The sequence below is a fragment of the Acinetobacter sp. AL9 genome, assembly GCF_041464035.1.
In the GTDB taxonomy this organism is placed as follows: domain Bacteria; phylum Pseudomonadota; class Gammaproteobacteria; order Pseudomonadales; family Moraxellaceae; genus Acinetobacter; species Acinetobacter towneri.
On the sequence record NZ_JAYFSK010000048.1, the window covers coordinates 1 to 17889 of the forward strand.

Annotated in this window: 16 protein-coding genes and 1 pseudogene; 12 read left to right on the forward strand and 5 right to left on the reverse strand. The window is 42.4% G+C overall.

What is annotated here, in order from left to right; all coding sequences use genetic code 11:
• The 3 genes and pseudogenes from ACEO2X_RS10535 to ACEO2X_RS10545 form a co-directional block, all read left to right on the forward strand.
• Positions 1 to 118: pseudogene (locus tag ACEO2X_RS10535) on the forward strand (IS982 family transposase); the annotation flags it as partial.
• A gap of 65 nt (positions 119 to 183) precedes the next feature.
• Complete coding sequence (locus tag ACEO2X_RS10540; RefSeq protein WP_019837216.1) at positions 184 to 843, forward strand: HAD-IA family hydrolase; 660 nt, start codon at positions 184 to 186, stop codon at positions 841 to 843.
• Between the two features lie 106 nt (positions 844 to 949).
• Complete coding sequence (locus ACEO2X_RS10545; RefSeq protein WP_178867915.1) at positions 950 to 1297, forward strand: hypothetical protein; 348 nt, start codon at positions 950 to 952, stop codon at positions 1295 to 1297.
• Positions 1298 to 1414: 117 nt separating this feature from the next.
• On the opposite strand, the gene hemJ is transcribed toward ACEO2X_RS10545, so the two are convergent.
• Together hemJ and ACEO2X_RS10555 are read right to left on the reverse strand one after the other, a co-directional pair.
• Positions 1415 to 1867: a protoporphyrinogen oxidase HemJ gene (gene hemJ / locus ACEO2X_RS10550; protein ID WP_004975266.1), complete on the reverse strand. Its 453-nt coding sequence runs from the start codon at positions 1865 to 1867 to the stop codon at positions 1415 to 1417.
• A gap of 18 nt (positions 1868 to 1885) precedes the next feature.
• Positions 1886 to 3115 (reverse strand): beta-ketoacyl synthase N-terminal-like domain-containing protein, encoded by a 1230-nt coding sequence (locus ACEO2X_RS10555; protein WP_004975268.1) that lies wholly within the window; start codon positions 3113 to 3115, stop codon positions 1886 to 1888.
• Positions 3116 to 3399: 284 nt separating this feature from the next.
• Between ACEO2X_RS10555 and ACEO2X_RS10560 the strand changes: the two genes are divergently transcribed.
• From ACEO2X_RS10560 to rimI, 7 genes are all read left to right on the forward strand, one after another.
• The gene (locus tag ACEO2X_RS10560) at positions 3400 to 4908 is read left to right on the forward strand and encodes an EcsC family protein (protein ID WP_371972011.1); all 1509 of its coding nucleotides are present in this window, start codon (positions 3400 to 3402) and stop codon (positions 4906 to 4908) included.
• A 139-nt stretch (positions 4909 to 5047) separates the two neighbouring features.
• The gene (gene rpsL / locus ACEO2X_RS10565) at positions 5048 to 5422 is read left to right on the forward strand and encodes a 30S ribosomal protein S12 (RefSeq protein ID WP_000246374.1); all 375 of its coding nucleotides are present in this window, start codon (positions 5048 to 5050) and stop codon (positions 5420 to 5422) included.
• Positions 5423 to 5601: 179 nt separating this feature from the next.
• On the forward strand, positions 5602 to 6072 hold the full coding sequence (gene rpsG / locus ACEO2X_RS10570) for a 30S ribosomal protein S7 (protein ID WP_004975277.1): 471 nt from the start codon (positions 5602 to 5604) through the stop codon (positions 6070 to 6072).
• A 131-nt stretch (positions 6073 to 6203) separates the two neighbouring features.
• Positions 6204 to 8339, forward strand: coding sequence for an elongation factor G (fusA, locus tag ACEO2X_RS10575; RefSeq protein ID WP_371972012.1), 2136 nt, complete (start codon positions 6204 to 6206; stop codon positions 8337 to 8339).
• Between the two features lie 94 nt (positions 8340 to 8433).
• On the forward strand, positions 8434 to 9624 hold the full coding sequence (gene tuf, locus ACEO2X_RS10580; RefSeq protein WP_179989672.1) for an elongation factor Tu: 1191 nt from the start codon (positions 8434 to 8436) through the stop codon (positions 9622 to 9624).
• Positions 9625 to 9909: 285 nt separating this feature from the next.
• The gene (locus ACEO2X_RS10585) at positions 9910 to 10791 is read left to right on the forward strand and encodes a metal-dependent hydrolase (protein WP_371972013.1); all 882 of its coding nucleotides are present in this window, start codon (positions 9910 to 9912) and stop codon (positions 10789 to 10791) included.
• A gap of 106 nt (positions 10792 to 10897) precedes the next feature.
• Positions 10898 to 11356 carry a ribosomal protein S18-alanine N-acetyltransferase gene (rimI, locus tag ACEO2X_RS10590; protein ID WP_179994842.1) on the forward strand — a complete coding sequence of 153 codons (459 nt, stop codon included), beginning with the start codon at positions 10898 to 10900 and terminating at the stop codon, positions 11354 to 11356.
• 39 nt (positions 11357 to 11395) lie between these two features.
• Here rimI and ACEO2X_RS10595 read toward each other — a convergent pair whose 3' ends face one another.
• The 3 genes from ACEO2X_RS10595 to trxB form a co-directional block, all read right to left on the reverse strand.
• Positions 11396 to 12211, reverse strand: coding sequence for an arginyltransferase (locus tag ACEO2X_RS10595; protein WP_371972014.1), 816 nt, complete (start codon positions 12209 to 12211; stop codon positions 11396 to 11398).
• Between the two features lie 24 nt (positions 12212 to 12235).
• A complete protein-coding gene (aat, locus tag ACEO2X_RS10600) occupies positions 12236 to 12967 on the reverse strand; it encodes a leucyl/phenylalanyl-tRNA--protein transferase (protein ID WP_096902699.1) in 732 nt (243 codons plus the stop codon).
• Between the two features lie 107 nt (positions 12968 to 13074).
• Positions 13075 to 14028 (reverse strand): thioredoxin-disulfide reductase, encoded by a 954-nt coding sequence (trxB, locus tag ACEO2X_RS10605; RefSeq protein WP_104852414.1) that lies wholly within the window; start codon positions 14026 to 14028, stop codon positions 13075 to 13077.
• 341 nt (positions 14029 to 14369) lie between these two features.
• Between trxB and ACEO2X_RS10610 the strand changes: the two genes are divergently transcribed.
• Positions 14370 to 17558 (forward strand): DNA translocase FtsK, encoded by a 3189-nt coding sequence (locus tag ACEO2X_RS10610; protein ID WP_104853253.1) that lies wholly within the window; start codon positions 14370 to 14372, stop codon positions 17556 to 17558.
• Positions 17559 to 17749: 191 nt separating this feature from the next.
• Positions 17750 to 17889 (forward strand): transposase (locus tag ACEO2X_RS10615; protein ID WP_151813106.1); only part of this gene is annotated, 140 nt, incomplete at its 3' end.

The following is a 17889-nucleotide window of genomic DNA, read 5'->3' on the forward strand; positions in this document are numbered from 1 at the left end:
TAAACATCGTTCGATTGCTGGTTTTTTAGCAGGCGTATTTTCTTCACTATGTGCGTATCAACTTTGCCAAAAGAATAAGCCTAAAATTCATGTGATTAAATCTTTGGCTTATCCGTAACTGGGGTTAGTATAGGCAACTTTGGAGTAACACTCGATAGTCATTTAGGCACATAGGCTGACATTGTGATAAAGAACCTTTTAATTGATTTAGATGGCACGCTGACCGACCCGAAAGAGGGCATTACCGCTTCTGCGCGTTATGGTTTGGCTAAGGTTGGACATCCTATTGCAGATACGGAAAATATTGATTGGATTATCGGGCCGCCCTTAAAAGCCTCTTTGGCAAAATTACTTCATGTAGATGTGCATGACGTATTGGCAGAGCAAGCCTTAGCAGGCTATCGAGAGCGTTTTGCTGCAACAGGCTTATTTGAAAATCATGTCTTTGAAGATGTTGCTGCAACATTGGCAGATTTAAAACAGCAAGGCTATCGACTGTTTTTAGCAACAGCCAAACCTGAAATTTATGCACGCCAAATTTTAGATCACTTCGATTTATTGCAATATTTTGAATATCCCTACGGTAGCGAACTAAATGGTGAGCGTACCAATAAAGCGGATTTAATTGCCTATATTTTGCAGCAAGAACAATTGCAACCTGAACAATGTTTAATGATTGGAGATCGTGAACACGATATTTTAGGTGCACGAGCCAATGGAGTCGATTGTGTTGCAGTCGAATACGGCTATGGCTCGGCTCAGGAGTTAGACTTGGCTGCACCAAAACATAGAATTCAGTGTTTTGCGCAAATTTTGTCGGTGCTTGAACAGTTATCTGGATGAGCGAGATGCTTACATCTGTTTGCATTTCTAGCGCAGTGTTATTGCAAAGATCGTGCTTCAATATTTAATTTGAATATTTAATTTTAATATTGAAAGAGGGTATGTGATGAAGATATTTAGTCAATCTATTGCAGTAGTAGCGGTTTCAATACTGATGACTGCATGTGCCAATCATGCTGCTACATCCATAACACCTACTGCGCAGGTCGAAATGTACACATCATTGCAACATCGACAGTGTGAGCCAGATTCAGGTTTAACCCTTACGGAAATTGTTCAGCGTTTACAGCAAGCACAGATTCAGGTGAAGCGTGCCAGTGTAGGTTCAGATGGGCGGATGTATGCACAGGTCTGTGGTGGTGCAGATGGAAAAATTGCTATTGTCACGATTCCTCAATCTCAGCAGAAACAAGCAGCGGCATTGGGCTTTCAGCCTTACTCACAAATACGTTGAATTAAAGCATAAGTGCTGTTTTTAGTTGTCACCCATAAAAAAACCTCAGTTCTTTGCACTGAGGTTTTTTTACAACCGAATCAGGTTGAGATGTCAGGATACTTGGCGTTTCAAATTTTAGAACTGTGGTTTTACCACGACTAAAATTACAATCGCTAATAGCAGCACAGTCGGCATTTCATTGAAGAATCGCCAGAACTTGTGTGATTTATAATGCGCATTGCCAATCAGTTTTTGGCGGTAATAGCCACAAACCAAATGGTAAATCACCAATAAACCGACCAATGCTACTTTCAGGTAAAACCATAACGCATCGTGGTAATTGCGGGTCGCATCGCCCCAATCTACCAAAAAGTGTGCCGTGATGAGGGTGGCAATCATAGACGGCCACATAATCCCTCGGTACAACTTGCGCTCCATGATTTCAAAACGCTGATGGCTCAGTGTATCTTCACTCATGGCATGGTAAACATATAAACGTGGTAAGTAGAACAATGCAGCGAACCAGCAAACCACGGCAATAATATGTAATGCTTTTACCCATAAAAAAGCATCAGAAGGTGCATCCATCGACTATCCTATAGGAGATTATTCATCCCACTTCTTGAAAATAAGGCAGGCATTTACACCGCCAAAACCAAAACTGTTACTCATCACAGTATTCAATTTTGTGTCGCGTTTTTCAAGTACGATATCAAATGCTTTCGCGCCTTCATCAAGTTCAGTGACGTTGATGTTTGGTGCAATGAAGTCGTTTTGCATCATCAAGACAGAATAAATTGCTTCTTGAACGCCTGCAGCACCCAAGCTGTGACCAGTCATTGACTTCGTTGAGCTAAGAGCAGGCACTTTACCTTCACCAAACGCACGTTCCATGGCTTTTAATTCAGTCACGTCGCCTGCTGGAGTAGAAGTACCATGTGTGTTCACATAGTCAATTGCGTCTACACCGTGTTGTTTCGCTTCGTCTAAAGCCATCAAGATACAACGTGTTGCACCTTCACCGCTTGGTGCAACCATGTCTGCACCGTCAGAGTTTGCAGCATACGCAACCACTTCAGCTAAAATATTTGCACCACGTGCTTGTGCGTGTTCAAGTGATTCAAGAACCACGAAACCACCACCACCTGCAATGACGAAACCATCACGGTCTGCAGAGTACGGACGAGATGCTGTTTCTGGTGTGTCGTTGTATTTAGAACACAAAGCACCCATCGCATCAAACAATAAGCTTTGTGACCAGTGATCTTCTTCACCGCCACCTGCAAGCATTAAATCTTGTTTACCCAATTGAATTAGGTTGTAGGCATAACCAATTGCATCGGCAGAAGTTGCGCATGCACTGGTAATTGAGTGCGCGATACCTTGTAATTTGAACGCAACACCCAAGTTTGCCGTAATGGTGTTCGACATGTTACGTGGTACGAAGAACGGGCCAATTTTACGTGCGCCTTTTTCTTCAAGTAGCTCAATCATTTCTGCAACAGATGCAGTTGAGTTACCGCCTGAACCACCCGCGATACCGTAACGTGGGTTGCCTGCTAAATCTTCTTGCTTTAAGCCCGCATGTTCAATGGCATCTACTGCAGCGTTGTAAGCGTACATCGCACACACGCCCATAAAGCGTTTTAATTTACGGTCAATGTGGTTAAAGTTTTGTTCTGCTGCTGCACTTACGTGGCTTTTGAAATTAAGTTCAGCATAAGTTGGGTTGGAACGTGTCCCAGAAATACCGTTTTGTAAAGAATGAGTCACAGCTTCTAAAGTATTACCAATGCACGAGTTAATGCCCATGCCGGTGATTACAACACGTTTCATCTACAGATCCCTTTTATGGTGATAATGTTGAGCCGAACACCGTGACTGCCAAGCAATCGCTGATACGGTATGACTCATGTCTTACAATTGCGTTCATAATAGCAGAAAGAATTTTGAATTCTTATGGCAAATATGATGCCACTTTGCAGGGAAGATCAAACTGTAGTGAAGCGGTAAATGAGATGCAGGAAGCCAACCAAAAGATACACAATCATATTGAGATAAACTTAGACTACACCTAGTATCTACCCATAAATCATAGAAATTAAAAATGAGGAGTAAGAATGTCAGATTCCAAGAATAAACAATCAAGCGGATTCTTCTCGAATGCGATTGGGGTGGCTAAAAAGCTCAGCAGTACAGGCATCCATGTATTGCAGCAAGTTGCACCAAGTGTTGTAGCGAAGGATGAGCATAGTGCAAAATCAGGGCAAATTATTGAAGGTCAGGCACGTAGCTTTAGTGCTTTTCAAGCGCGTCAATATGACAATCCTCAACACATGCTCAGACAGCATGTGCCTCAAGTTTCACGTCAGCTTTTAGGTCGTCACTATAACCGCGTCAATCAGGTGGCGAGTTTTGTGTCGCCCGATTTTTCCGACAAAATTTCAGATTACCTATTTGATCAGTTGAATAGTTTTACTTCCAATATCAGCTCTGTTGATGATGTGCTTGATCAGGCTGGCGTACGCGATTTAGAAGAATTGACTCAAGATGTAGATCGTTCTAAACGAATTAGTCAGGCACTCGCAGAACAAAATAAATGGATTGCATCACTGCAAGGCGCATTGACAGGTGCAACAGGAGTAATCGGTTCAACTATTGATGTGCCTGCATCTATTGTGATGTCTTTGCGTACCATTTATCAGGTGGGACGTGCATACGGTTTTGAACTGAACAAAGACACCGAGCAAGAAATTGTTCAGTTTATTTTTAAACAAATTGATTTAGGCGTCATTGCAGAAAAGCAAGCGGTACTGATGGGGCTAAAAACCTTATCCAATATGCTGCAAACTCATGATGTGCATCAATTACAAAATATGCTCGGTTCAAGCAATGATTATGAGGCATTAAAGAAATACTTCTTGAATGAGCAAGGTCAAGTCAAATGGCCGTGGTTGAATCATGTACCTAAGTTTTCCATGTTGAATAAACTCACGCCTGTAGCAACCGCATCGGTGAGTGCAGTATATAGCTGGAAATTGGTGGAAGATGTGCATCACAAGGCACAGCAAGTGTTTTCCAATGCCCGTAGCTATTTAATTCAGCATAAAGACAGCAATTTATCAGCCATTCATGCGTATGAAAAATCGTTGGAATTGCTGGCACAGGCTGCGCCTAAACTCTTGGAGCAATTGAAGGGCAATGAAGCTAAACATGCGGAGCAAGATGAATTAGTAGCGGGGCAAGAGCGCGCGGAATCTGCGCCGTCAGATGCTTTAGTGCAAACCGTATCAGACCATGAAAGTATCCGAGCGGTAAAAGTGCAGAAAAAATCGGACAAAGTGGAAACAACTGCAGCACAGCTCGATGAAAATATTCAGCAAGGTCTAGAAGAATTGGCAGATCAAATGCTAGAGCCACATGCTGAAGTTGCACCGCAAAAACCTGCTGTACCTGCAGAAGAAATTGATGAATATATGCTGGAAGATGCTTTAGAGCCTGTGGAAGATTCAACCCAAGTGGCTGAAACTGTTTCGGAAAATCCAGTAACATCAAGTACAGAAACTGCAAAGCAGGTTACAAAAAAGCCGAGAACTCGTACAAGTACTCGCAAGCCAAAAGCTGAATAAAAACAAGTGATAAGTAGAAATTTGGTTGGTATTTTAACTGCCTATGAAATATTGACCATTTTTCTATCTTCGCTTACAATTGCATGCCCTCAAAAAGTAGTATGTTTTTGGGGCTTTTTATTAACGGGAGAATTGCCACATGGCAACAACAAATCAGTTGATCCGTAAGGGTCGTACGACTTTGGTTGAAAAATCAAAAGTTCCTGCGTTGAAGGCTTGTCCACAACGTCGTGGTGTTTGTACACGTGTTTACACAACTACACCTAAAAAACCTAACTCAGCAATGCGTAAAGTTTGCCGTGTTCGCTTAACTTCAGGTTTTGAAGTTTCTAGCTACATCGGTGGTGAAGGTCACAACCTACAAGAGCACAGTGTTGTTCTTATCCGTGGTGGTCGTGTTAAAGACTTACCAGGTGTACGTTACCATACCGTTCGTGGTTCTTTAGACTGTGCTGGTGTGAAAGATCGTAACCAGTCACGTTCTAAATACGGTGCTAAACGTCCTAAGAAATAATCTTTTAAAGATTAAACTCTTAGTTCGTAGAACTGCAATCCTTTATCGTCTCGCTTGTCTGATTTCTGCATTTAATTTTGTGAAATTCAAGCGACGTGTAGTAAGGCCAGCGAAATGCACACGACACTTTGTGCTACGGCTGGATCACCCTGAAGTGTCATATTTATAGGTAGTTTAAAATGCCAAGACGTCGCGTAGTCGCTGCTCGTGAAATCCTTCCGGATCCTAAATTCAGCAGCCAAACAATCGCTAAATTCATGAACCACGTAATGCAAGATGGTAAAAAATCTATTGCTGAAAGTATCGTTTACGGTGCTTTAGACCGCGTTCAAGAAAAATCTAAAGTAGACCCAGTTGAATTTTTTGAAGCTACGCTTGAAAAAGTTCGTCCAATGGTCGAAGTAAAAGCACGCCGTGTTGGTGGTGCTACTTATCAAGTTCCTATGGAAGTACGCCCATCCCGTCGTACTGCTCTAGCGATGCGTTGGTTGGTAGATGCTGCTGCTAAGCGTTCTGAAAAAACTATGGCGTTACGTCTTGCTGGCGAGTTGCTTGATGCATCTGAAGGTAAAGGCGCAGCGATCAAAAAACGTGAAGATGTGCACCGTATGGCTGAAGCCAACAAAGCCTTCTCTCACTACCGTTTCTAAGCGGATAAAACAGGCCCTAATCAGGAGGGTGATGAATCAGTTGTCACTGAGTTGTCATCAAATCGCTTTAAGTTGCTAAGCAGCTTAAAGCGTCCTGTTTTAAACAACAAAATTTAGGAATGCTAGAAATCATGGCACGTCAAACCCCAATTTCTCGTTACCGTAACATTGGTATCTCTGCGCACATCGATGCGGGTAAAACAACAACTTCAGAACGTATTTTGTTCTATACAGGTGAAAGTCACAAACTTGGTGAAACTCACGAAGGTTCAGCAACAACTGACTGGATGGAACAAGAGCAAGAACGTGGTATTACTATTACCTCAGCAGCTGTAACATGCTTCTGGAAAGGTATGGGTAACCAATTTGACCAACACCGTATTAACGTAATTGACACCCCGGGACACGTTGACTTCACAATTGAAGTTGAGCGTTCTATGCGTGTTCTTGACGGTGCATGTATGGTTTACTGTGCTGTAGGTGGTGTTCAACCTCAGTCTGAAACTGTATGGCGTCAAGCAAACAAATATAAAGTACCTCGTTTAGCGTTCGTTAACAAAATGGACCGTACTGGTGCAAACTTCTTCCGCGTAGTTGAACAAATGAAGACACGTTTGGGTGCTAACCCAGTGCCTATCGTTGTTCCAGTGGGCGCAGAAGACACATTTACAGGTGTTGTTGACTTAATCGAAATGAAGTCAATCATCTGGGATGAAGCTTCTCAAGGTATGAAGTTTGAATACGGCGAGATTCCAGCTGATCTTCAAGCAACTGCTGAAGAATGGCGTACTAACATGGTTGAAGCTGCTGCTGAAGCATCAGAAGAACTCATGGACAAGTACTTAGAAAATGGTGAACTTTCTAAAGAAGAAATTCTTGCAGGTTTACGTCAACGTACATTAGCGGGTGAAATTCAACCTGCAATGTGTGGTTCTGCATTCAAAAACAAAGGTGTTCAACGTATGTTGGACGCAGTTATTGAATTCTTACCTGCACCAACTGACGTTGAAGCAATTAAAGGTATCTTAGACGACAAAGACGAAACTGAAGGTTCTCGTGAAGCGTCTGATGAAGCACCGTTTGCTGCGTTAGCGTTCAAAATCATGAACGACAAATTCGTTGGTAACTTAACGTTCGTACGTGTTTACTCAGGTGTTCTTAAAGCGGGTAGCCCGGTTTATAACCCAGTGAAAATGAAGCGTGAGCGTATTGGTCGTATCGTACAGATGCACGCAAATGACCGTCACGACATCGAAGAAATTCGTGCGGGTGATATCGCAGCGTGTGTAGGTCTTAAAGATACAACCACTGGTGATACATTGTGTGACGAAAACGCAGTGATTACACTAGAGCGTATGGAATTCCCAGAGCCAGTAATTGCATTGGCTGTTGAACCTAAGACTAAAGCTGACCAAGAAAAAATGTCAGTAGCTTTAGGTCGCTTGGCGAAAGAAGACCCTTCATTCCGCGTACGTACAGACGAAGAATCTGGCCAAACGATTATTGCGGGTATGGGTGAGCTTCACCTTGACATCATCGTTGACCGTATGAAGCGTGAATTCAACGTTGAAGCGAACATTGGTAAACCAATGGTTGCTTACCGTGAAACGATCAAAAAGTCTATCGAACAAGAAGGTAAGTTCGTACGTCAAACTGGTGGTAAAGGTAAATTCGGTCACGTATTCGTACGTTTAGAGCCGCTTGATCCTGAAGCTGGTAAAGATTACGAATTCGCTGAAGAAGTTGTAGGTGGTGTAGTACCTAAAGAATTCTTCGGTGCTGTAGACAAAGGTATTCAAGAACGTATGAAGAATGGTGTCTTGGCTGGTTACCCAGTTGTAGGCATTAAAGCTACATTGTTCGATGGTTCTTACCACGATGTCGACTCTGACGAATTATCGTTCAAAATGGCAGGTTCTTACGCATTCCGTGATGGTTTCATGAAAGCAGATCCTATCCTTCTTGAACCAATCATGAAAGTTGAAGTAGAAACTCCAGAAGACTACATGGGCGATATCATGGGTGACTTAAACCGTCGTCGTGGTATGGTTCAAGGTATGGACGACTTACCTGGCGGTACTAAAGCAATTCGTGCTGAAGTTCCACTTGCAGAGATGTTTGGTTACGCAACTCATATGCGTTCTATGTCTCAAGGTCGTGCGACTTACTCTATGGAATTTGCTAAATATGCTGAAACTCCACGTAACGTGGCTGATGGCATCATTGCTAAATTCCAGTCTGGTGGTAAAAAAGGTGACGACGAGTAATCTTTCGATTACTATAAGCGCAAACTAATTCATAGTTAAAAACCTAATGCTCATGGAGTGATCCTCCATGAGTCGTTTTAAAAAGGAAGATCTCATGGCTAAGGCTAAGTTCGAACGTAATAAGCCACACGTTAACGTGGGCACAATCGGTCACGTTGACCATGGTAAAACAACTTTAACAGCTGCAATTGCAACTGTATGTGCAAAAAAATTCGGTGGTGAAGCGAAAGACTACGCTGCAATCGACTCTGCTCCAGAAGAAAAAGCACGTGGTATTACAATTAATACTTCTCACGTAGAATACGACTCTCCAACTCGTCACTACGCGCACGTAGACTGCCCAGGCCACGCCGACTATGTTAAAAACATGATCACTGGTGCTGCTCAGATGGACGGTGCGATCCTTGTTTGTTCAGCGACTGATGGTCCAATGCCACAAACTCGTGAACACATCCTTCTTTCTCGTCAGGTAGGTGTACCTTACATCATCGTATTCTTAAACAAATGCGATATCGTAGACGACGAAGAGTTAATCGAATTAGTTGAAATGGAAGTTCGTGAACTTCTTTCTACTTACGACTTCCCGGGCGACGACACTCCAGTAATCCGTGGTTCTGCTCTTGCAGCACTTAACGGTGAATCAGGTCAATATGGCGAAGACGCTGTTGTAGCTCTTGTTGAAGCGCTTGACACTTACATTCCAGAGCCAGTACGTGCAATCGACCAAGCATTCTTAATGCCAATCGAAGACGTATTCTCAATTTCTGGTCGTGGTACAGTAGTAACTGGCCGTGTTGAAACTGGTATCGTGAAAGTAGGCGAAGAAGTTGAAATCGTTGGTATCAAAGACACAGTTAAAACAACTGTAACTGGCGTAGAAATGTTCCGTAAACTTCTAGACGAAGGTCGTGCGGGTGAGAACTGTGGTGTTCTTCTACGTGGTACTAAGCGTGAAGACGTACAACGTGGTCAAGTACTTGCTAAACCAGGTACAATCAAGCCACACACTAAATTCGATGCGGAAGTATATGTACTTTCTAAAGAAGAAGGTGGTCGTCACACTCCATTCCTTAACGGTTACCGTCCACAATTCTATTTCCGTACAACTGACGTAACTGGTGCAATCCAGTTGAAAGAAGGCGTTGAAATGGTAATGCCAGGTGACAACGTAGAAATGTCAGTAGAATTAATCCACCCAATCGCAATGGACGCTGGTTTACGCTTCGCGATCCGTGAAGGTGGTCGTACTGTAGGTGCGGGTGTTGTTGCTAAAGTAACAGCATAATCACTGTATAGTGTGAAAAAGCGCTCCATTTGGAGCGCTTTTTTTATGGTTATTTTTTATCTATATCACAAAAAAATTTAAAGCCTCGCTATTTGTGCTTTTGCACCACAAAAACAATTTCACTCATCATTATTTTTGTCCCTCATGTCCTGAACTGACAATTTGCTGTCCTTAACTGCACTTAAACAAAAACGAGAAAACTTTAAGATGAAAGCAAGTAAAATAAGAAATACGTCGGTTACTGAATAGATGTATTGGTTTTACAGTAATCGAGGGAGATAAAATATGAATGCTAAAGTCAGTATTAGTCAGCGAGCAGGAGCAAGTTTCCCTGTACGTCGCATGAATTTTAACTTTGATGCAGTGCCAGAATATTGGATGAGTGGGAATGCTGGTCTTACCCATTTTATGACTGCATTATCTGCTTTATTCCCTGCAGGTGAAAAGTTCTTTATAGACAGTGTACGTGTTGTACGTTATCACCCAATGTTAAAAGATAATGCTGAATTGCAAAAAGAAATCAGTGCTTTTATTGGTCAAGAAGCCATGCATACACATGAGCATGTGGGCTTTAATGCTTCAGCGCAAAAGTTTGGACATGATGTTGATACTTTAGATCGTCACACTGATACAGTCATTCAGACTACACGCAAGCTGCTTGCCAAAATCGCAAAACCGGTTGGTATTACACAGGAAATGGTGGATTTAACTGCAACCACAGCCTTAGAGCATTTTACGGCTACGATTGCCTCACAGTTACTCAGCAATTCTCATATTCAAGAATTGATGACCGATGACACCATGAAAACTATGTGGTTGTGGCATGCGATTGAAGAAAACGAACATAAAGCTGTTGCGTATGATGTATTTGAAGGTGTGTTTGGCAAAGGTCTGAAAGCCTATGCACTACGTACAAGTTCTTTGGTTATTTCGATGCTGACTTTATTTTTTGTACAAAACTATTTTTTGTTGCGTTTACTAAAACAAGACAAGCAGTTGAATTTGGAAAATTTACGCATGATTTATCGTTATGCCTATAGTCCATCTAAAGGGATTATTACAGGCATGGGCAAAGAAATGTTGTTCTATTTCAAACCGAATTTTCATCCTAACGATTTTGATACCACAACATTATTAAATACTTGGAAAGCTAAATTAGGCTTTTAAACTTTTCCCTTTGGTCAGGCAACGTAAGTTGCCTTTTTTTTTGCTCGATTTTTTTGTCGTGAAATCTATAATGCCTACATCTTAGAACAGCACAAGATCATTTCTTATGATTCGTTTAATGCAAGCCCATGATGTCGCTGATGTGGTTGCGATTGAAAATTTGGTACAAAGTCATCCGTGGGGTGCCAAACAATTTGCCGAAGCGGTGGACAGTTATCACAGTACCGTGATTGAACACGCAGGGAAAGTGGTGGGTTTTTGTATTTTACAACCTGTGTTGGATGAAGCGAATTTGTTGTTGATGGCGGTACATCCAAGTCAGCAAGGCAAAGGTTTAGGTTATCAACTGCTAGAACATTCTATTGCAGGATTGAAGAACCAACCTGTGCAGATTTTTTTAGAAGTACGCGAAAGTAATTTAGCTGCGATAGCCCTGTATGAAAAGTCAGGTTTTCATCAAATTGATTTACGTAAAAATTATTATCCTAAAACGGATGGCACACGTGAGCATGCCATTATTATGGTGAAATCTTGTAGCGATGATTTTGCCAGTTTGTTTAAGTAAATCTGATCGATGCAAAAATAGTATTGCATCATTACATTTTTATTTGATGATGGAGTTATTCCAGCCTACGGGCAGCGTGGTCATTAAGGAGTTTCCCAATTGCTGCACCTCATCGGTATTTAGGCTGCGGTTAATGCGTCGCCATTGACCATCGAGTAGTAGCTCAAGGGGCCCATATTGCGATTTATAATTCATTTTATTGGAATGTGGTACCCAATAGCCTAAGTAAACATATTGCAGTCCCAAATGCTGTGCCTGTTCAATTTGTTTTAATACCGCAAATGTTCCGAGTGAGCGACGACTTTCGTCTGGGTCAAAAAAGGTATAGACCGCAGAAATACCATCATCTAAATAATCACAGGTCGATACCGCAATTAGGCGATCTGCTTGCCAAACTTCTAAAAAGAAGCTGCTGGTACAACTGTGGATTAAAAATTTTTCAAATTGGTCACGGCTGGCAGGGAACATATCGCCATCGGCATGTCGTTCATTGATATAGCGTTCATACAGCGCATAATGCAAATCACCTGCATCTTGTGGCTTGGTGATTTTGATTTGTAAATCGTGATTGCGTTTCCAAGCTTTTTTTTGGGTGCTGTTCATTTTAAATTCAGCGACAGGAATACGCGAAGAAAGGCATTGGCGGCACAAATGGCATTCAGGACGATAGACAAAATCGCCACTGCGACGAAAACCGACCCGAGAGAGTTCAGACAAAGTCAGCACATCAATTTTATGTGCAGGGTCTAAAAAAACCATCCGCGCAGATTTTTCGGGTAAATAGCTGCAATCATGCGGCGGAGTAATGTAATACTGCAAATCATTTAGCAGGGATTTTGGGTGATATGAATTCATTTTCAAGATCCCTCTCTGTTATTGTCATTCAAATAGGCGCGCATACTGCGCTATTGTTTTACTTGAAAATACACTGTCCTGATATTTTTTCCAATTGATTGCAGGCTGTTTTACAACATCTTGTAACGATTTAAGATAGTCTTGGCGAGAAAGTGTACATGCGCCCAGACTAATTAAATGATCATTGACCAATTGACAGTCAATCCAAGGCAATTGTTGTTCTTGTCCGAGCAGCATCAAACTATAAAATGCCATTTTAGATACATCAGTGCGATGGCTAAACATGGACTCACCAAAACAGCCCTTGCCAATGCTGACCCCATATAAACCACCGACCAAAAGATCTTGCTCCCAAACTTCGACACTGTAGCCATAACCTGCTGCAAAAAGCTGACTGTAACCTTGAATGATCTCTTCAGAAATCCAAGTTTCATTGGCATAGCTACGGGGCAAGGCACAATTGCGAATTACCTGTTCAAAGGCATGATTGACAGTAATGCGATAATCCATTTTTTTCATGTTGCGGATTAAAGACTTACTCGGCTGATAATGTTGCGGAATAATCACGCAACGTGGCTCAGGACTCCACCAACAAATAGGATCACCTTCTGAAAACCATGGAAATAAGCCATGTGTATAGGCTTCATATAAGGTTGAAGGGGAAAGGTCTGCACCTACACAAATCAAGCCTTCACCCTCAGGATCAACTTCAATGGGATCGGGGAAAATGAATTGTGAAGCGGGGAGCGTGTGCATATCAATTGCCGTATGAAGTTTTGCGATGAACTTGATTTCATCATACCTAAAAATGTCGTGATAAAAAAACCGCTCAAGGAGAGCGGTCTTTAAACTTGGACACTAAATTATTCACCAAGTGCATCTAAATATTTTTCTGCATCCAGTGCTGCCATACAGCCTGAACCTGCAGAAGTAATCGCTTGGCGATAAATGGAATCGGCTACATCACCCGCAGCAAATACGCCAGCCACAGAAGTTTGTGTCGCATTGCCTGCAGTGCCGCTTTGTACTTGGATATAACCATCACGCAAGTTTAATTGACCTTCAAACATGCCTGTATTTGGTTTGTGACCAATCGCAATGAATAAGCCAGACACATCAACAATTTGAGTAGAACCATCGGTGGTTGATTTTAAACGTACTGAAGTTACGCCTGTGTTGTCGCCCAAGACTTCATCAACTTGGTTATTCCAAAGAATGCTGATTTTGCCTTCTTTCTCTTTGGCAAATAAATGATCTTGCAAGATTTTTTCAGAGCGAAGTGAATCACGACGATGCACCAATGTCACGTGTGATGCAATGTTAGACAGGTATAATGCTTCTTCAACAGCCGTGTTACCACCGCCAACGACCATCACTTTTTGGTTTTTGTAGAAGAAACCATCACAGGTAGCACAAGCACTTACGCCTTGACCCATAAATGCTGCTTCAGATTCTAAACCTAAATATTGTGCAGTCGCACCTGTGCAAATGATTAAAGCATCACAGGTAAACTCTTCCATATCGCCTTTGAGTACAAATGGGCGCACATTCAGGTTCACTTCATTGATATGGTCATACACGATTTCTGTGCCAAAGCGTTCTGCATGAGCTTGCATACGTTCCATTAACGCTGGGCCTGTTAAACCTTCAGGATCACCCGGCCAGTTATCAACTTCCGTAGTTGTGGTGAGCTGACCACCCAATTGTAAGCCTGCAATTAAAGTCGGTTTTAAGTTGGCACGTGCAGCATATACTGCGGCACTATAACCTGCAGGGCCTGAACCTAAAATAATTAAACGTGAGTGACGAGCGCTCATGCACAGCATCCTTTTTTTATTTAGAAATTTATGGAATTATACGTGAAACAGGATGAGTTTGCTGTGTGATTAAAGTTGATATTACTGATCATGTAAATCGATTTGAGCTATATAGAAAAAGTTAACAACACACTTCAATAATCTTGCATCTTTTTCTAGGCAACACATGCATAATAGAAGGTCTGTTATAATTTATAGCTTGCTGTGTGGTGAAGCTTGCATCGTGAAATGCAACTTAAATGACACAGCTAAATGAAATACAGACGCTCCGAATCAGGTGGCTTTTTAAGACCATCGAACAAACAAAAAACATTGATGAAGAATTGGCGACAGGACAATATATGACTGCGGTGTCGGGTGCTTATGCACATCGCTTAATAGCGACATTATTTTTGGTCTCTTTTGGAATATATCTGTTCCTTGCAACAGTGACCTATACTCCATTTGACCCAGGTTGGATGCACATTTCCAGTGACACCCAACAGGTTTCAAATGCGAGTGGAATCGCAGGTGCGTGGATTGCCGATTTACTGTTTGGCTTTTTAGGTTGGGCGAGTCTGCTTCTTCCTGCTTATTTTTTTATTGAAGCCTTACAAGTCTGGTGGCCACGTAGTTTTTTAAACCGTCCATTTCGTTATGCTGCACAATTCTTCATTTTATTGGCAACAGCAAGTTTGCTGTATTTATTTTGGCAAGTACCTGCCGATACGTTAGACAATGCCTCAGGCGGCATCATTGGTTTTGAACTTGGGAAAAGTTTATCGCAAATTTTAACCATTTATGGAGCAACACTTTTTTTAGTCGTCTTTTGGATTTTCTTATTTACCCTCGCATTTGGGGTGAAGTGGAACAGAACGTGGGCAACTTTAAAAGCTACACCTGCTTATCTGCAAGATTTGTTCTATCGCAATGTACCTGAAGCAGAATCTGACTTTGACCGTTCTACACCACAGGTGAAAAAGACCGTTGTCGCTGCTGCACCTGTGGTTGCTGTTGAAGTGGCATCAACTGATTTAGAAGCAGCAAGTGAACCCGTGGTTGCACAGGCGAAAGAAGCTGAAACAACTGCGCCACATCCTGCGGCAGAGCGTATGTTTAATCACATGCAGCAACGTGAAGAAGAAGAGCAACAGGCGCAGCAACAGCTATTGGTGCAAGATGAAATTGATGATGTTGAGTTAGAAAAAACCATCGAAAAGGCGCATCGCTTAGAACAAGACAGCCAGCGTATTGTTGCGACAGGCGAAGTGTGGCGTGCTTTACAAGAAAATACCGACAGTCAGCATAACCAAGACATTCATGCATTATTACGTGCTTCTGAAGAACCAGAGCCACATCTACAATCGAATCCTTTTGATGAAGTGCGTCCTGCATCTACGGCATCTCAAGCCACTGCAAAATCTTCGTTAGATTGGGATGATGATCAAATTTTTGATGAATTGCTCGCAGCAGTTCCGCAAGGCAAAGCTGCAAGTGATTTACACAGCCCATTCCAAAACAGCGGGGCAATGGATACTTTAGATGAGTCTGTGACCCAGCAAGAAACAGTGCATCCGCACTCGAATCCTACGGCTCACAATTTTAACGATGATCTCAGCAGATTTGAGTCAGATTTTAACCCGCCATCGTCAAGTGCTTCGAATACGCAAAATCATGCTGTACGCCAAGAGCGCCATTTGCAGCATGATTTAGACAGTTTAGATGACTTGTTGGTGGATGATCTTTTGGGTGATGAGTTACAGCAAGATGCATTTCAAGATCAAGCGCCTGTAGCGCGTAGTACCAGTAGCTATGCACAAAGTTCTGCTTTTGTTCAGGCACCTATTCAGACGGCAGCCACTGCCGCAGTGATGGCAAACGCAGCGACTGCTACACAGGCTGAACAAGCAGAAAAAGTGGCGTTATCCAAAGAAGCATTTATCGAAGCTTGGCAGGAAACCGCAGGCAAACCACTAGACGAAGATGACTTTGATTTTGATGCGCCGCTGACCGATGCACATGGTCGTCCGATGTCACGCGCCATGCAGGTTGCAGAAAAACGTCGTGATTTATCGCCATTACCGGGTTTGGATTTGCTTGATAAAGTCGATCCAAACAAAAAAGTGAACTTCACCGCAGAACAATTATCGCGCTTGTCGGAATTGCTGGAAATTAAATTACAGGAATTTAATGTCAAAGCCAAAGTGGTTGAAGCACAGCCTGGTCCTGTCGTGACCCGTTTTGAGCTGGATTTGGCACCTGGGGTCAAAGCTTCAAAAGTAACCAATATTTCTCGTGACTTGGCGCGTTCAATGTCGATGGCATCGGTACGTGTGGTCGAAGTGATTCCAGGCAAACCGTATATTGGCATTGAAGTACCGAATAGTTCACGTGAAATGGTACGTTTGATTGAGTTATTACAAACGCCTGCTTTTGAAGATCCAAACGGCATTTTATCTATGGCGATGGGGAAAGACATTTCAGGCAATCCTGTGATTACTGAATTGGGCAAAGCACCACACATGCTCGTAGCAGGGACAACGGGTTCAGGTAAATCAGTGGCAGTGAACTCGATGATTTTGTCGATGTTGCTGAAATACAAGCCTGATCAATTACGCTTAATTTTGATTGACCCGAAACAATTGGAACTCGCCAACTATAACGATATTCCACACTTATTGACGCCTGTAGTGACTGATATGAAAGATGCCGTCAGCGCTTTAAATTGGTGTGTCAATGAAATGGAACGTCGTTATAAGCTAATGTCTTTCCTGAAAATTCGTAAATTAAGCGACTATAACCGTAAGGTTGAAGAGTCTATTGCCAATGGTGAAGATTTAATTGATCCAACTTGGAAGCCGGGAGATTCAGCAACGCAAGAACGTGCACCGCGTTTAACACCATTGCCATCTATTGTGATTGTGGCAGATGAGTTTGCCGACATGATCATGCAAGTGGGCAAGAAAGCGGAAGAAATGATTACCCGTTTGGCACAAAAATCACGTGCAGCAGGGATTCACTTACTCTTAGCAACTCAGCGTCCATCGGTGGATGTGATCACAGGTCTAATTAAAGCCAACATTCCAACCCGTGTAGCTTTGCGTGTGAACTCGAAAATTGACTCACGTACTATCTTGGATGCGGGCGGTGCAGAAGACCTGCTTGGTCATGGTGATATGCTATTTTTAGGGCCGGGTAAAATTGAGCCAGAACGTGTGCATGGCGCATTTATTTCGGATGATGAAGTCAACCGTATTTGTGATGCGTGGCGTGAGCGTGGCGATCCTGACTATGTCGATGAAATCTTGACGCCATTTGATGAAGAACCATCTTCACGTGGTTTTGAAGATGGTGAAGGCAGTCCAGACCGTGATGTGTTGTATGATCAGTGTGTAGCATTTGTTTTGGAAACACGTAAAGTGTCGACCTCATCTTTACAGCGCAAATTTAGCTTGGGCTATAACCGTGCGGCACGTATTGTCGATCAGATGCAAGAGCAAGGCATTGTGAGCGAGCAAGGAGCAAATGGGAAACGTGAAATTTTAGTGTAAAGCTTTCACTTTCTGTTTGATTTTGAATCAAGTAGTGCTATAAAAAAATCCCGCAATTCAATTGCGGGATTTTTTCTTTTTACACTCAATCTTTTTGGCTGAATTGTAAGCGTCCGCTGAACACACCTTCTGAATTCATCCTATAAGCCTTAATTTAGTCCCCACTTAGAAACAAGTGGGGACTTAAATTTATGACTACAAATAATCAGACATCCATCGCATCTCTTGCGAAAAAACGAAGAACATACAGTGCTGAATTTAAACAGCAGATCGTTCAGGCTTGTAAAGCACCGGACGTTTCAATTGCTTCAGTCGCTTTGCAACATGGATT

Bases quoted from the DNA above. Each gene is read 5' to 3' on its own strand.
- ACEO2X_RS10545 (WP_178867915.1), top strand. From the start codon at position 950: ATGAAGATATTTAGTCAATCTATTGCAGTAGTAGCGGTTTCAATACTG.
- hemJ (WP_004975266.1), bottom strand. From the start codon at position 1,867: ATGGATGCACCTTCTGATGCTTTTTTATGGGTAAAAGCATTACATATT.
- ACEO2X_RS10555 (WP_004975268.1), bottom strand. From the start codon at position 3,115: ATGAAACGTGTTGTAATCACCGGCATGGGCATTAACTCGTGCATTGGT.
- ACEO2X_RS10560 (WP_371972011.1), top strand. From the start codon at position 3,400: ATGTCAGATTCCAAGAATAAACAATCAAGCGGATTCTTCTCGAATGCG.
- rpsL (WP_000246374.1), top strand. From the start codon at position 5,048: ATGGCAACAACAAATCAGTTGATCCGTAAGGGTCGTACGACTTTGGTT.
- rpsG (WP_004975277.1), top strand. From the start codon at position 5,602: ATGCCAAGACGTCGCGTAGTCGCTGCTCGTGAAATCCTTCCGGATCCT.
- fusA (WP_371972012.1), top strand. From the start codon at position 6,204: ATGGCACGTCAAACCCCAATTTCTCGTTACCGTAACATTGGTATCTCT.
- tuf (WP_179989672.1), top strand. From the start codon at position 8,434: ATGGCTAAGGCTAAGTTCGAACGTAATAAGCCACACGTTAACGTGGGC.
- ACEO2X_RS10585 (WP_371972013.1), top strand. From the start codon at position 9,910: ATGAATGCTAAAGTCAGTATTAGTCAGCGAGCAGGAGCAAGTTTCCCT.
- rimI (WP_179994842.1), top strand. From the start codon at position 10,898: ATGATTCGTTTAATGCAAGCCCATGATGTCGCTGATGTGGTTGCGATT.
- ACEO2X_RS10595 (WP_371972014.1), bottom strand. From the start codon at position 12,211: ATGAATTCATATCACCCAAAATCCCTGCTAAATGATTTGCAGTATTAC.
- aat (WP_096902699.1), bottom strand. From the start codon at position 12,967: ATGCACACGCTCCCCGCTTCACAATTCATTTTCCCCGATCCCATTGAA.
- trxB (WP_104852414.1), bottom strand. From the start codon at position 14,028: ATGAGCGCTCGTCACTCACGTTTAATTATTTTAGGTTCAGGCCCTGCA.
- ACEO2X_RS10610 (WP_104853253.1), top strand. From the start codon at position 14,370: ATGACTGCGGTGTCGGGTGCTTATGCACATCGCTTAATAGCGACATTA.